Origin of the sequence: Pseudomonas sp. PLB05 (assembly GCF_021106615.1) — a bacterium.
Taxonomy (GTDB): domain Bacteria; phylum Pseudomonadota; class Gammaproteobacteria; order Pseudomonadales; family Pseudomonadaceae; genus Chryseomonas; species Chryseomonas benzopyrenica.
Genome location: NZ_JAJOHO010000001.1, coordinates 141,172 through 154,097, shown reverse-complemented (window position 1 = coordinate 154,097; position 12,926 = coordinate 141,172). Strand labels below are relative to the sequence as shown.

Genomic DNA, 12,926 nt, shown 5'->3' with positions numbered 1-12,926 from the left:
CCGCCGGAGGGCGGGTCTTCGTGGAGCCGGGTCGCGTTACTTCTCGACGAAGGCGCGCTCGATCAGGTAGTCGCCCGGATCGCCCATGCGCGGCGAGATGGTCAGGCCGAATTCGTTCAGCACGGCGCTGGTCTCGTCCAGCATGCTCGGGCTGCCGCAGATCATCGCGCGGTCGTCCTGGGGATTGATCGGCGGCAGGCCGATGTCCGCGAACAGCTTGCCGCTGCGCATCAGGTCGGTCTGACGACCCTGGTTGCGGAATTCTTCGCGGGTGACCAGGGGGTAGTAGATCAGCTTCTCGCGGACCAGGTCGCCGATGAATTCGTGCTCCGGCAGGGTCTTGGTGATGAAGTCGGCGTAGGCCAGCTCGTTCACGTAGCGCACGCCGTGGACCAGGATCACCTTCTCGAAGCGCTCGTAGGTCTCCGGATCCTGGATGGTGCTCAGGAAGGGCGCCATGCCGGTGCCGGTGCTCAGCAGATAGAGGTGCTTGGCGGGCTTGAGGTCACTGAGGATCAGGGTGCCCGTGGGCTTGCGACTGACCATCAGGTTGTCGCCTTCCTTGAGGTGCTGCAGGCGCGAGGTCAGGGGGCCGTCCGGCACCTTGATGCTGAAGAACTCCAGGTGCTCTTCGTAGTTGGGGCTGGCGATGCTGTAGGCGCGCATCAGCGGGCGACCGCCCTCGGTCTCCAGGCCGATCATCACGAACTGACCGTTCTCGAAACGCAGGCCCGCGTTGCGGGTGGTCTTGAAGCTGAACAGGGTGTCGTTCCAGTGATGAACGCTCAGGACGCGCTCGGTGTACAGGTTGCTCATCGATGACTCCAGGAAAAATCGGTACAGCCCGGGGCTGGATAGAAATTGCGCGACAGTTTATAGAGGGGGAAAATATCCGTGAAATGAATAATTCGAATATAGGTTATCCAAAAGGCAGATATGAGATTCACGTTGCGTCAACTCGAGGTCTTCGTCGCCGTGGCCCGCCAGGAAAGCGTTTCCCGCGCGGCCGAGGCGCTCAGTCTGTCGCAGTCGGCCACCAGTACCGCCCTGGGCGAACTGGAACGGCAATTCGACTGCCGGGTGTTCGACCGCGCCGGCAAGCGTTTGACGCTCAACGCCCTGGGTCGTCAATTGCTGCCCAAGGCGGTGGCCCTGCTGGACCGCAGCGCCGAGGTGGAAAACCTGTTGCGCGGCAAGACCGGCTTCGGCTCCCTGGAGGTCGGCGCGACCCTCACCATCGGCAACTACCTGGCCACCCTGCTGCTGGGCGACTTCATGCAGCGCCATCCCGATTGCCGGGTGCGGCTGCACGTCCACAACACCGCCAGCGTGGTGCAGCGTATCGCCAACCATGACATCGACCTCGGTCTGATCGAAGGCGATTGCCAGCATCCGGACCTGGAGGTGCAGCCCTGGATCGAAGACGAACTGGTGGTGTTCTGCGCGCCTGGGCACGTCCTGGCAGGAAAGCAGGCCACCCAGGCCGAGCTGGAAGCCCAGGCCTGGATCCTCCGCGAACAGGGCTCCGGCACCCGCCTGACCTTCGACCAGGCCATGCGGCATCACGCCCAGCCGCTGGACGTGCGCCTGGAGCTGGAGCACACCGAGGCCATCCTGCGGGCGGTGGAGTCGGGGCTGGGCATCGGCTGCCTGTCGCGGCTGGCGCTACGCGACGCCTTCGCCCGCGGCACCCTGGTGCCCATCGCCACCCCGACCCTGGATCTGCGTCGCCAGTTCTGTTTCATCTGGCACAAGCAGAAGTACCAGACCGGGGCCATGGTCGAATTCCTCGACCTCTGCCGCCAGCTCACTCAGGGCCTTAGCCGCAGCGATCAGATCGACACCACGCGGCCCCGATCCTACTGATCACTGGCCTTGGTAGATCCGGCGATTCTCCAGCTCCCGCTGCTCGTGGCGGCGGTGGGCGCGCAGCGCCAACAGGGCCAGGATGCCGATGATCAGGCGATAGCCCTGGGAATAGAGATCCAGCTCGGCGGTGGCCGACTCGCCCAGCACGCCGCTGATCAGCCGCACCACGAACAGCGTCAGCTGCACGAAGGCCACCAGCAGCAGGCCGGCCGACAGCCATTCCGCCCGGCGAAAGGCCAGCACGGCGAACAGCGCCAGGGCGAACTGCATGCCGCCATACCAGACCCGCGCCTCGGCCACCGACGCCGAATCCATCAGCACCATGCCGCGGGCATTGGCCATCTCGTAGGGATAGAACCAGTGCGCCAGGGCGAGTCCAAACCAGACCAGGGCCTGCAGACCCAACACCAGACGTGCGAAGCGAAGCTCGGACATTCCCCGTTTCTCCTTGGGGCCAGAGGTGGATGACAGCCGCTCCAGTGTAGCCAGCCAAACGAGCTGGCGCAGGTAGCGATCCGCTGCCGATGCAGACCGCCGCAGCCGGGTTAGGGTTCGCCGGAAGGGCTGGGGTAAGCTGCAAAGACCTTTCGTTTTCGGCTCGGATCGCGAGCCCGCTGCCCAGGTGACCGCCATGCCCGCCACCCTGCCCGCCCAGCCGCCGCTGGTGCTGTCCATCCAGTCCCATGTCGCCTATGGCCACGTCGGCAACGCCGCCGCCACTCTGCCGCTGCAACTGCTCGGCCTGCAGCCGGTGGTGGTCAACACGGTGCAGTTCTCCAATCACACCGGCTACGGCGAATTCAAGGGCCAGGTCTTTCCGCCCGAACACATCCACGACGTGCTCGACGGCCTGCGCGCCCGCGGCGTGCTGGAGCGCTGCGTAGCGGTGCTCTCCGGCTACCTGGGCGACGCCGCCATCGGCGAGGTGATCCTTGGCGTGGTCCAGGAGATCCGTCGCCAGCGCAGCGATCTGCACTACCTCTGCGATCCGGTGATGGGCGATGTCGGTCGCGGCATCTTCGTGCGTCCCGGCATTCCCGACTTCCTGCGCCGCCGCGCCATCGAACAGGCCAGCCTGATCACCCCCAACCAGTACGAATTCGAATTGCTGCACGGGCAGCCGCTGGCGGATATCGTCGACGCCGTGAGCGCCGCCCGCCTGCTGCTGGGGCGCCCGGGCCAACCAGGGCCGGCGACCATCGTCATCACCAGCCTGCGCACCCCGGACCTGCCCGCCGACGTCCTCAGCACCCTGGTGGTGGAGGCCGCGGATGCCTGGCTGGTACAAACGCCCTACCTGGACCTGCAACCGCTGCCCAATGGCATGGGCGATGTCTTCTCGGCGGTGCTGCTCGGCCAGTTGCTGAACGGCCAGTCCACGCCCGCCGCGGCGTCCCATGCGGTCAGCGCTCTCTACGCCCTGGTCGCCCGCACCGCTCCCGGCAGTCGCGACCTGCCGCTAATCGCCGCCCGCGAGCAAATCGTGCGACCAGGCGAGTTGTTCGAGGCACAGCGGCTCGCGTAGGTTGGGTTGAGCGTCAGCGAAGCCCAACGGTGCCACGTTTGCAGCGCTCTGTTGGGCTTCGACGGAGGAGCCGTCTCAGCCCAACCTACGCGCCAGGGTTCGAGGCACTGCGGCTCGCGTAGGTTGGGTTGAGCGTCAGCGAAGCCCAACGGTGCCACGTTCAAGTCTGCCTGTTGGGCCAGGGTTCGAGGCACAGCGGCTTGCGTAGGTTGGGTTGAGCATCAGCGAAGCCCAACGGTGCCTATTGCGAGTCTGCCTGTTGGGCTTCGACGATGGAGCCGTCTCAGCCCAACCTACGGGTGCCCCCTTCCTGCGCCATACCGCCCCCTCTCCTCAGGGGAGAGGGTTGGGGTGAGGGATGCCCAACCGCGAAGCCCTCACGACGACTGCATATGCCGCTCGCGCTGCTCCTGGCGTTCCTTGGCTTCCACGCTGAGGGTGGCGGTCGGTCTCAGCAGCAATCGCGCCAGGCCGATGGGTTCGCCGGTTTCCTCGCACCACCCATACTCATCACGGGCCAGGCGCTCCAGGGCCTCGTCGATCTTGTCCAGCAGCTTCTTCTCCCGTTCCAGCTGGCGCAGTTGCCATTGCCGCTGCTGCTCGGCGTTACCGACATCGGCGGGATCGCCATGGGCGTCCATGCCGCGCAGATCCTCCACCTGCTCGTCGATCAGCCGTTGCAGATCGCCACGCTGACCGAGCAGCAACTGGCGGAAGAAATCACGCTGGGCCTCGTTCATATAGGCCGACTCGGGTTGGGCCAAGAGTTCTTCAGGGGTCATGCGACAGTGCTCCTCAGCATAAACGTTATATTATAACACTAAGAGAGAGCTCTAGCCTGGCCCTTGTACCTCACGACGCCATCACAAAAATTCCGTAGTGCCTCAGCCAAAACCACTACACAAAGCCAAAAGCCTATGAGAAAGTAGCTTGACAACCTGTATGACAACCTTACAACCACAACAGCAGGTCTCCATGTTCGCCAAGGTCCCCGCCAATGTCCTGAGCGATAATGTCGCTCAGCAACTGCTGGACAAGATCGAAGCCGGTGTTTTCGCCCCCGGCAGCAAGATCCCCAGCGAAGCCCTGCTCTCCGAAGCCTTCGGCGTCAGCCGTACCGTGGTACGCGAAGCCATCTCGCGGCTGAAGAACGAAGGCGTGCTGCAGCCCCAGCAGGGGCGCGGCATCTTCGTCACCACCCACGCCAGCATCCGCCCGCTGCGTATCGATGCCGACGAAGCCAGCCTGCCCGGCAGCGTCTTCCACCTGCTGGCCCTGCGCCGCGCCGTCGAGGCGGAAATCGCCTCCGAGGCCGCCATCAACCGCAGCGAGGCCGATCTGGTGGCCATCGACGAGGCCCTGGCGGCCATCGACGAAGACGTCGCCGACGGCCATGACGGGGTACGCGCCGATGTGGCCTTCCACCGCACCATCGCCCAGGCCGCCGGCAACCCCTACTTCATCAAGACCCTGGAATTCGTCAGCCAGTACCTGGAGACGGCCACGCGCATCACCCGCACCAACGAGGCGCGGCGCGAGGATTTCTCCCGTCAGGTGCATGAAGAACACCAGGCCATCGTCGCCGCCATCCGCCTCGGCGATCCCCTGGCGGCCGCCAACGCCGCCCGCCAGCACATCTACAACGCCGCCCGCCGCCTGCGGCAGGCCGGCTTCGCCTGACCTTTTCTGGAGAACAACAAGATGCAAGACAACGTCGGTGTCATCGGCCTTGGGGCCATGGGTCTGGGCGTCGCCCGTTCGCTGCTGCGTGCCGGCTTCGCCGTGCATGCCTGTGACGTGCGCGCCAGCGTGCTGGAAAGCTTCGCCAGCGAAGGCGGCGTAGCCTGCACCTCGCCTGCGGCCCTGGCCGACAGCTGCGACATCCTGATCACCGTGGTGGTCAACGCCGAGCAGACCGAGGCGGTGCTGTTCGGGGAAGGCGGCGCGGCGGCGGCCCTGCGGCCGGGCAGCCTGGTGATCGCCTGCGCTACCGTGGCCCCGGCCTACGCCGTGGAGCTGGGCGAGCGCCTGGCCCAGCGCGGCATCCTGCTTTTGGACGCCCCGCTCTCCGGTGGCGCGGCCAAGGCCGCCAGCGGCGAGATGACCATGATGACCTCCGGTACCGCCGAGGCCTATGCCAAGGGCGAAGCGGTCCTGGCCGCCATGGCCGGCAAGGTCTATCGCCTGGGCGATGCGCCCGGCCAGGGTTCCAAGGTCAAGATCATCAACCAGCTGCTGGCCGGGGTGCACATCGCCGCCTCCGCCGAGGCCATGGCCCTGGGCCTGCGCGAAGGCGTCGATCCGGACGCCCTCTACGAGGTCATCACCCACAGCGCCGGCAATTCCTGGATGTTCGAGAATCGCGTGCCGCACATCCTCAAGGCCGACTACACCCCGCTGTCCGCCGTGGACATCTTCGTCAAGGACCTGGGCCTGGTGCTGGATACCGCGCGCACCTCGAAATTCCCGCTGCCGCTGTCGGCCACCGCCCACCAGATGTTCATGCAGGCCTCCACCGCAGGCTTCGGTCGTGAAGACGACTCGGCCGTGATCAAGATCTTCCCGGGCATCGAGCTGCCCAAGGCCGCGGAGTGACACCCATGAGCCAGACCGAGACCCGCCCGCTGCTGGGCTGCATCGCCGACGACTTCACCGGCGCCACCGATCTCGCCAACATGCTGGTGCGTGGCGGCATGCGCACCGTGCAGGTAATCGGCGTGCCCGCGGCCGATGCCGAACTGGACGCCGCCGACGCCGTGGTAGTGGCGCTGAAATCCCGCACCACGCCGGCCGCCGAGGCGGTAAGCGAATCCCTGGCCGCCCTCGCCTGGCTGCGCCAGCGCGGCTGCCGGCAATTCTTCTTCAAGTACTGCTCCACCTTCGATTCCACCGCCGCAGGCAACATCGGCCCGGTAGCCGAGGCGCTGCAGGAGGCGCTGGACTGCGACTTCACCCTGGCCTGCCCGGCCTTCCCGGAAACCGGGCGCACCCTGTTCCGCGGCCATCTGTTCGTGCAGGACCAGTTGCTCAGCGAGTCCGGCATGCAGCACCACCCGCTGACGCCCATGGCCGACGCCAACCTGGTGCGGGTGCTGCAGGCCCAGAGTCGCGGCAAAGTCGGACTGCTGCGCTATGACCAGGTCGCCCAGGGCCCCGAGGCCGTGCGCGCGGCCATCGCCGAACTGCGCCGCTCAGGGCATCGCCTGGCCATCGCCGATGCCCTGTCCGACGCCGACCTGCATACCCTGGGCGCGGCCTGTGCCGAGTTGCCCCTAGTCACCGGCGGCTCGGGCATCGCCCAAGGCCTGCCGGAGAACTTCCGCCGCGCCGGGCTGCTCCAGGCCCATGATGCCGCCGCCCTGGAGCTGCCCACCGGTGGCGAGGCGGTACTGGCCGGCAGCGCCTCCCAGGCCACCAATGGCCAGGTTGCCGCCTGGCTGGAAGCCGGCCGCCCGGCCCTGCGCCTGGATCCGCTGGCCCTGGCCCAGGGTGACGACACTATCGACGCCGCCCTCGCCTGGGCGCGTGACCAGGGCCAGGCCGTGCTGATCTACGCCACCAGCCCCGCCGACGAGGTCAAGGCTATCCAGCGCGAGCTGGGCGTGGCCCGCGCTGGCGAACTGGTGGAACGCGCCCTCGGCCTGATCGCCCGCGGCCTGTTCGACAGCGGCGTACGCCGCCTGGTGGTGGCCGGCGGCGAAACCTCCGGCGCCGTGGTCCAGGCCCTGGGCGTGCAAAGCCTGCGCATCGGTGCCCAGATCGATCCGGGCGTGCCGGCCACCCTCGGCCAGGTCGAGGGCGAACCCCTGGCCCTGGCGCTCAAGTCCGGCAACTTCGGTAGTCGCGACTTCTTCGCCAAGGCCCTGCGCCAGCTGGCAGGAGAACAGCCATGAGCGCCGAAGCCCGCCTGCGCGAAGAGATCTGCACCGTCGGCGCCAGCCTCTATGCCCGCGGCTACACCGTAGGCAGCGCCGGCAACATCAGCGCCCGCCTGGAAGACGGCTGGCTGATCACCCCCACCGACGCCTGCCTCGGTCGCCTCGATCCGGCGGCCATCGCCAAGGTCGGCCTGGATGGCGACTGGGTCTCCGGCGACAAGCCATCCAAGACCCTGGCCCTGCATCGCCAGGTCTACGACCGCAATCCCGGCGTGGGCGGCGTGGTGCACACCCACTCCACCCACCTGGTGGCCCTGACCCTGGCCGGGGTCTGGCGCCCGGACGACATCCTGCCACCCATCACCCCCTACCAGGTGATGAAGGTCGGCCATATCCCGCTGATTCCCTATGCCCGCCCCGGCGCCGCCAGCGTCGCCGAGCAGGTGGCGCAACTGGCCAACCGGGTAAGGGGCGTGATGCTCGAACGCCTCGGTCCGGTGGTCTGGGAAAGCAGCGTGAGCAAGGCCAGCTTCGCCCTGGAGGAGCTGGAAGAAACCGCGCGGCTGTGGCTGCTCAGCGAGCCACGCCCGGCGCCGCTCGATGCCGCCGCCCTGGCCGAACTGGCGGAGACCTTCGGCGCCGTCTGGTGACCTGAAGCCCGCGCTACCGCAACACCCCCACGATGGCCCTCGCCGGCCGTCGCGGGATCGGTTTGCCCTGGAAAAACAACAATAGCGAGGAAAGTGCCATGTCCCACGTCGTCAGCCTCACCTGCCCGGAGTCCCGCTCATGAGTCCGTTGCTGCTGGTCCTCATCGCTGCGGCGGGCATCGCCCTGCTGCTGTTCCTGGTTCTCAAGTACAAATTCCAGCCCTTCGTGGCGCTGATGCTGGTGAGCATCCTGGTGGCCCTGGCCGCTGGCGTGGAACCGTCCAAGCTGGTCGCCACCATCGAAGGCGGCATGGGCAAGATCCTCGGCCACATCGCCATCATCATCGCCCTGGGCGCCATGATCGGCCGCATCATCGAACTCTCCGGCGGCGCCGAGGCCCTGGCCAAGACGCTGATCGAGCGCTTCGGCAACAGACGCACGCCGCTGGCCCTGACCCTGGCCGGCTTCCTGGTCGGCATCCCGGTGTTCTTCGAAGTCGGCGTGATCGTGCTGATGCCGCTGGCCTATGGCATCGCCCGCACCGCGCGCAAGCCGCTGATCGTCTTCGCCCTGCCGATGTGCGCCACCATGCTCACGGTGCACGCCATGCTGCCGCCCCACCCGGGCGCCGTGGCCGCCGCCGGCCAGCTGGGCGCCGACCTGGGTCGGGTGCTGCTGTTCGGCCTGCCGATCACCGCCGTGCTGGCTCTGATCGGCTGGTGGGTGGCCGGGCGCATGACCCGCCGTCACTACCCCATGACCGACGACATCCGCAGCGACGTCTATGGTCCGCAGATCACCGACACCCATCTGCAGCAGTGGGGTCGCGGCCAGGACATGGCCCCCGGCCTGCCCAGCCTCGGCGCCGCCGCGGTCAAGGTCGACGAGACCCCGGCCGGCCTCGCCGCCGGTCTGCCGCCCGCGCCGGCCCCTGGCTTCGGCCTGGTGGTGACCCTGATCCTGCTGCCCATCGTGCTGATCCTGCTGGGCACCCTGGCCACCAGCTGGCTGCCCGCCGGCAACCTGCTGCGGGACATCCTCACCGTGGTCGGCGCGCCCCTGGTGGCCCTGCTGATCGACACCCTGCTGTGCGCCTATGTGCTGGGCTTCCGCCGCGGCTGGTCGCGTGAGCAGGTCTCGGACGTCATCGGCTCGGCGCTGCCCGGCGTGGCCATGGTCATCCTCATCGCCGGCGCCGGCGGCGTCTTCGGCAAGGTGCTGGTGGACACCGGCATCGGCGCGGTGGTCTCGGAGCTGCTTCGCGCCACCGGCCTGCCGGTGCTGGCGCTGGGCTTCGTGCTGACCCTGCTGCTGCGCGCGGTCCAGGGTTCCACCACCGTGGCCCTGGTCACCACCGCCGGCATCCTCGGTCCGCTGATCGCTACCCTGGACCTCTCGGCCAACCACATGGCCCTGCTCTGCCTGGCCATGGGCGCCGGTGGTCTGGCCGTGTCGCACATCAACGACGCCGGCTACTGGATCTTCACCAAGCTGGTCGGCCTGAGCGTCGCCGACGGCTTGCGTACCTGGACCGTCCTGACCACCCTGCTGGGGTGCCTGGGCTTCGCCATCACCCTGCTGCTCTGGCCCTTCGTCTGATCTGGGAGACAAGCCATGCCCCGTTTCGCCGCCAACCTCAGCATGCTCTACCCCGAGCATGCCTTCCTCGACCGCTTCGCCGCCGCCGCGGCGGATGGCTTCCAGGCCGTGGAATACCTCTTTCCCTATGAGCACTCCGCCGCCGAGATCAGGACCCGGCTGGACGCCGCCGGCCTGACCCAGGTGCTGTTCAACGCCCCGCCTGGTGACTGGGCCGCGGGCGAACGTGGCCTGGCCGCCCTGCCCGGTCGCGAGGCCGAGTGCCGCGCCGGCATCGACCGCGCCCTGGACTACGCCGCCGTGCTGGGCAATCGCCTGATACACGTCATGGCCGGGCTGCTGCCCGCCGAGGTCGACCGGGCCCGCGCCCGCGACACCTACCTGGGCAACCTGGCCCACGCCGCCGAACAGGCGGCCAAGGCCGGGGTGACCATCCTCATCGAGCCCATCAACGGGCGCGACATGCCCGGCTACTTCCTCAATCGCCAGGACGACGCCCAGGCCATCCGCCAGGCCATAGGCGCCAGCAATCTCAAGGTGCAGTTCGACTGCTACCACTGCCAGATCGTCGAGGGCGACGTCAGCAAGACCTTCGAACGCGACTTCGCCGGCATCGGCCACGTGCAGATCGCCGGCGTGCCCGATCGCCACGAACCGGACCTGGGCGAGTTGCACTATCCCTATCTGTTCGAGCGCTTCGACGCCCTCGGCTACGACGGCTGGATCGGCTGCGAGTATCGTCCGCGGAGCGACACCTCCGCCGGACTGGAGTGGCTGCGCAAACTGAAGGCTTGAAAGCCGTAGGTTGGGCTGAGCGCAGCAAAGCCCAACACCTCGCAACGCCAGTCGCGTGCCCCTGTTGGGCTTCGACGAAAGAGCCGTCTCAGCCCAACCTACGATCAGGCACCGTGCCCGGCGAGGCTGGAGTGGCTGCGCCAGTTGCAGGCGTAAACCCGTAGGTTGGGCTGAGTACAGCGAAGCCCAACACCTCGCAACGCCGGTTGCGCGCTCTTGTTGGGCTTCGACGAAAGATCCGTCTCAGCCCAACCTACGGTTGAGCCCTATTCACCCTCGTGTATCGATGCCTAATCGCGGCCGCGAGGCAACCGTAGGAGCGGCCCATGGCCGCGATAGACTTACCCGCCCCTACACCTCCACCACCGCCAATGGCTGCCCCAGTCGCCGCCGGAACTCCTCCAGGAAGGCCGGGGCGAAGGCTCGCGCCGGCCAGTGGTTGAAGATGAAGCCCAGGTCGGAAAAGGCGCAGGGCTGGGGGAAGTCGAAGCCGTTGATGTCGTCTTCGTGATCGCATTCCGGGCAGGCGAAGTTGTCGCTTTCCGCCGGCATCCAGACTTCCAGGTGTTCGAACAGCGCCTCGCCGATCTCGCGGCGGCAGGCGGGGCAACGCGCGCGACCCTCGAAGCCGTCCAGCGGAGTGAAGATGCAGCGCTCGGTGACGATCTCCAAGCCACCGTCGGGATAGTCGCGCGGATCGTCCATGCCCGGCGTCAGGTGCAATACCTCGGTCAGCCGCGGTCCCGGCGAATGGCCGCGCCGTCCGCGGCTGGGCAGGCAGGGCGAGGCTTCGGCCCTGACCACACCGCTGGCGGCGAGCCAGCCAAGGATCTCCACGGCGGTACGCTCCACTCGCGGATGGCTGGAAATGCGGGGAGCGAGGATGGTCTGGCGCAGGGTCATGGAACGCGGGTCTCGAAGGAAGGGGCGCGCAGCTTAATGGGCTGCTCGCCCCACGCCCAGAGCTGCTAAGGTGAGGCCGACGAAAGCCACAGAAAGCGCCCCATGTTCAAGGATCCCTTCGCCCGCCTCGGTCTCGATCGCGAGGTGCTCAGCGTCAGCCAGCTCAACAGCCGCGCCCGGGTGCTGCTGGAAGATGTCTTCGCCCAGGTCTGGGTCGAGGGCGAGATCTCCAACCTGGCCAAGCCTGCCTCGGGCCATCTGTATTTCACCCTCAAGGACGGCCAGGCCCAGGTGCGTTGCGCGCTGTTCCGCCAGCACGCCGGTCGGGTACGGCAAGCCCTGCGCGACGGCCTGGCGGTCAAGGTACGCGGCAAGGTCTCGCTGTTCGAGGGCCGCGGCGACTACCAGCTGATCCTCGACAGCGTCGAGCCGGCCGGCGACGGCGCCCTGCGCCTGGCCTTCGAGGCGCTCAAGGAGCGCCTGGCCGCCGAAGGACTGTTCGCCGCCGAACGCAAGCGCGCACTGCCCGCCCATCCGCAGCGCATCGGCATCGTCTCCTCGCCCACCGGCGCGGTGATCCGCGACATCGTCAGCGTGTTCAAGCGACGGGCGCCCCAGGTCGAACTGACGCTGATCCCCACCGCGGTGCAGGGCCGCGAGGCCACCGCCCAGATCGTCCGCGCCCTGCAACTGGCCGATCGCCAGGGCTTCGACGCCCTGATCCTGGCCCGCGGTGGTGGCTCCCTGGAAGACCTATGGTGCTTCAACGAAGAACCCGTGGCCCGCGCCCTGGCGGCCTGCCAGACCCCGGTGGTGAGCGCCGTGGGTCACGAGACGGACGTTTCCATCGCCGACTTCGTCGCCGATGTCCGCGCGCCCACCCCTTCGGCGGCGGCGGAATTGCTCGCCCCCCACAGCGCCGATCTGCGCCAGCGCCTGGATGGTCTGCATCGCCAGTTGCTCCTGCGCATGCGCGAGCGCCTGGCGCGCGAACGCCTGCGCCTGGAGGCCTGCAGCCGGCGCCTGCGCCATCCCGGCGAACGGCTGCGCCAGCAGGCACAGCGCCTGGATGATCTGGATCTGCGTCTGCGGCGCGCCTATGTCATCGCCCAAAATCGCCGCCGCGATCGCCTGGCGCACCTGGATACCCGCCTGGCCGGCCAGCATCCCGGGCGCCAGCTGGCCCTGCTGCGCCAACGGCTGGAGCAACTGGCCGACCGCCTGCCGCGAGTCATGCAGCGGCAACTCAAGGAGCGCCAGCAGCGCCTGGCCGGCACCGTCCAGACCCTACAGATCGTCAGCCCCCTGGCCACCCTGGGCCGTGGCTACAGCATCCTCCTCGACGAACGCGGCCAGGCCGTGCGCGTGGCCAGCCAGGTACAGCCGGGCCAGAAACTCCACGCTCGCCTGGCCGAGGGCGAGCTGGAGGTGCGGGTGCTGGACAATCACCAGGCGCCGGTCACCCTGTCGCTGCTGGACTGACGCCAGCGCCTCAGGGTGCCTTGGTCCCCGGATTACCATGCTCCACGGTGCGATCAGGCGACGGAGTGGCCGGATCGCTGCCGGGCGCGCTCTTCTGCACCACCTCGCTGCGCTGGGGCGACGGGGTCTCCGGTGATTTGTCGCAACCGGCGAGTAGCGCACTCAGGGTAAGCAGGGCCAGGCTGCTGGCGATGGGACGGAACATGGTCTTCTCCTCTGGGGTT

The 12,926-nt window shown here is 67.9% G+C and carries 14 protein-coding genes; 9 read left to right on the top strand and 5 right to left on the bottom strand.

Going from position 1 to position 12,926, the window contains the following annotated elements; genetic code table 11:
- Positions 1 to 36 precede the first annotated feature (36 nt).
- Complete coding sequence (gene fpr, locus LRS53_RS00730; protein WP_007160677.1) at positions 37 to 816, bottom strand: ferredoxin-NADP reductase; 780 nt, start codon at positions 814 to 816, stop codon at positions 37 to 39.
- 120 nt (positions 817 to 936) lie between these two features.
- Here fpr and LRS53_RS00725 point away from each other — a divergent pair, with 120 nt between their 5' ends.
- Entirely contained in the window at positions 937 to 1,866 is a 930-nt protein-coding gene (locus LRS53_RS00725; RefSeq protein WP_231354596.1) for a LysR family transcriptional regulator, read from the top strand.
- Here LRS53_RS00725 and LRS53_RS00720 read toward each other — a convergent pair whose 3' ends face one another.
- Entirely contained in the window at positions 1,867 to 2,304 is a 438-nt protein-coding gene (locus LRS53_RS00720; RefSeq protein WP_160923307.1) for a DUF4345 family protein, read from the bottom strand.
- 196 nt (positions 2,305 to 2,500) lie between these two features.
- On the opposite strand from LRS53_RS00720, the gene pdxY reads away from it, so the two are divergent.
- Positions 2,501 to 3,394 carry a pyridoxal kinase PdxY gene (gene pdxY, locus LRS53_RS00715; protein ID WP_231354595.1) on the top strand — a complete coding sequence of 298 codons (894 nt, stop codon included), beginning with the start codon at positions 2,501 to 2,503 and terminating at the stop codon, positions 3,392 to 3,394.
- Positions 3,395 to 3,771: 377 nt separating this feature from the next.
- Here pdxY and dksA read toward each other — a convergent pair whose 3' ends face one another.
- Positions 3,772 to 4,176, bottom strand: coding sequence for an RNA polymerase-binding protein DksA (gene dksA, locus LRS53_RS00710; protein ID WP_231354594.1), 405 nt, complete (start codon positions 4,174 to 4,176; stop codon positions 3,772 to 3,774).
- 193 nt (positions 4,177 to 4,369) lie between these two features.
- Between dksA and LRS53_RS00705 the strand changes: the two genes are divergently transcribed.
- From LRS53_RS00705 to otnI, 6 genes are all read left to right on the top strand, one after another.
- Entirely contained in the window at positions 4,370 to 5,074 is a 705-nt protein-coding gene (locus tag LRS53_RS00705; protein WP_017638637.1) for a FadR/GntR family transcriptional regulator, read from the top strand.
- 21 nt (positions 5,075 to 5,095) lie between these two features.
- The gene (gene ltnD, locus LRS53_RS00700; RefSeq protein WP_231354592.1) at positions 5,096 to 5,989 is read left to right on the top strand and encodes an L-threonate dehydrogenase; all 894 of its coding nucleotides are present in this window, start codon (positions 5,096 to 5,098) and stop codon (positions 5,987 to 5,989) included.
- Positions 5,990 to 5,994: 5 nt separating this feature from the next.
- Positions 5,995 to 7,287 (top strand): 3-oxo-tetronate kinase, encoded by a 1,293-nt coding sequence (gene otnK / locus LRS53_RS00695; RefSeq protein WP_231354590.1) that lies wholly within the window; start codon positions 5,995 to 5,997, stop codon positions 7,285 to 7,287.
- Positions 7,284 to 7,922: a 3-oxo-tetronate 4-phosphate decarboxylase gene (gene otnC / locus LRS53_RS00690; protein ID WP_231354589.1), complete on the top strand. Its 639-nt coding sequence runs from the start codon at positions 7,284 to 7,286 to the stop codon at positions 7,920 to 7,922. Before otnK ends, otnC begins: the two co-directional genes overlap by 4 nt.
- A 139-nt stretch (positions 7,923 to 8,061) precedes the next feature.
- Positions 8,062 to 9,522, top strand: coding sequence for a GntT/GntP/DsdX family permease (locus tag LRS53_RS00685; protein ID WP_027601498.1), 1,461 nt, complete (start codon positions 8,062 to 8,064; stop codon positions 9,520 to 9,522).
- A 15-nt stretch (positions 9,523 to 9,537) separates the two neighbouring features.
- Positions 9,538 to 10,317 carry a 2-oxo-tetronate isomerase gene (otnI, locus tag LRS53_RS00680; RefSeq protein ID WP_231354588.1) on the top strand — a complete coding sequence of 260 codons (780 nt, stop codon included), beginning with the start codon at positions 9,538 to 9,540 and terminating at the stop codon, positions 10,315 to 10,317.
- Positions 10,318 to 10,668: 351 nt separating this feature from the next.
- On the opposite strand, the gene LRS53_RS00675 is transcribed toward otnI, so the two are convergent.
- On the bottom strand, positions 10,669 to 11,220 hold the full coding sequence (locus tag LRS53_RS00675) for a sugar ABC transporter ATPase (protein ID WP_231354587.1): 552 nt from the start codon (positions 11,218 to 11,220) through the stop codon (positions 10,669 to 10,671).
- 102 nt (positions 11,221 to 11,322) lie between these two features.
- Here LRS53_RS00675 and xseA point away from each other — a divergent pair, with 102 nt between their 5' ends.
- Positions 11,323 to 12,702 (top strand): exodeoxyribonuclease VII large subunit, encoded by a 1,380-nt coding sequence (gene xseA / locus LRS53_RS00670; protein ID WP_231354586.1) that lies wholly within the window; start codon positions 11,323 to 11,325, stop codon positions 12,700 to 12,702.
- Positions 12,703 to 12,712: 10 nt separating this feature from the next.
- Here the strand turns inward: xseA and LRS53_RS00665 are convergent, their stop codons facing one another.
- On the bottom strand, positions 12,713 to 12,907 hold the full coding sequence (locus tag LRS53_RS00665) for a hypothetical protein (protein WP_231354582.1): 195 nt from the start codon (positions 12,905 to 12,907) through the stop codon (positions 12,713 to 12,715).
- Positions 12,908 to 12,926: the final 19 nt, after the last annotated feature.

Bases quoted from the DNA above. Each gene is read 5' to 3' on its own strand.
- fpr (WP_007160677.1), bottom strand. From the start codon at position 816: ATGAGCAACCTGTACACCGAGCGCGTCCTGAGCGTTCATCACTGGAAC.
- LRS53_RS00725 (WP_231354596.1), top strand. From the start codon at position 937: ATGAGATTCACGTTGCGTCAACTCGAGGTCTTCGTCGCCGTGGCCCGC.
- LRS53_RS00720 (WP_160923307.1), bottom strand. From the start codon at position 2,304: ATGTCCGAGCTTCGCTTCGCACGTCTGGTGTTGGGTCTGCAGGCCCTG.
- pdxY (WP_231354595.1), top strand. From the start codon at position 2,501: ATGCCCGCCACCCTGCCCGCCCAGCCGCCGCTGGTGCTGTCCATCCAG.
- dksA (WP_231354594.1), bottom strand. From the start codon at position 4,176: ATGACCCCTGAAGAACTCTTGGCCCAACCCGAGTCGGCCTATATGAAC.
- LRS53_RS00705 (WP_017638637.1), top strand. From the start codon at position 4,370: ATGTTCGCCAAGGTCCCCGCCAATGTCCTGAGCGATAATGTCGCTCAG.
- ltnD (WP_231354592.1), top strand. From the start codon at position 5,096: ATGCAAGACAACGTCGGTGTCATCGGCCTTGGGGCCATGGGTCTGGGC.
- otnK (WP_231354590.1), top strand. From the start codon at position 5,995: ATGAGCCAGACCGAGACCCGCCCGCTGCTGGGCTGCATCGCCGACGAC.
- otnC (WP_231354589.1), top strand. From the start codon at position 7,284: ATGAGCGCCGAAGCCCGCCTGCGCGAAGAGATCTGCACCGTCGGCGCC.
- LRS53_RS00685 (WP_027601498.1), top strand. From the start codon at position 8,062: ATGAGTCCGTTGCTGCTGGTCCTCATCGCTGCGGCGGGCATCGCCCTG.
- otnI (WP_231354588.1), top strand. From the start codon at position 9,538: ATGCCCCGTTTCGCCGCCAACCTCAGCATGCTCTACCCCGAGCATGCC.
- LRS53_RS00675 (WP_231354587.1), bottom strand. From the start codon at position 11,220: ATGACCCTGCGCCAGACCATCCTCGCTCCCCGCATTTCCAGCCATCCG.
- xseA (WP_231354586.1), top strand. From the start codon at position 11,323: ATGTTCAAGGATCCCTTCGCCCGCCTCGGTCTCGATCGCGAGGTGCTC.
- LRS53_RS00665 (WP_231354582.1), bottom strand. From the start codon at position 12,907: ATGTTCCGTCCCATCGCCAGCAGCCTGGCCCTGCTTACCCTGAGTGCG.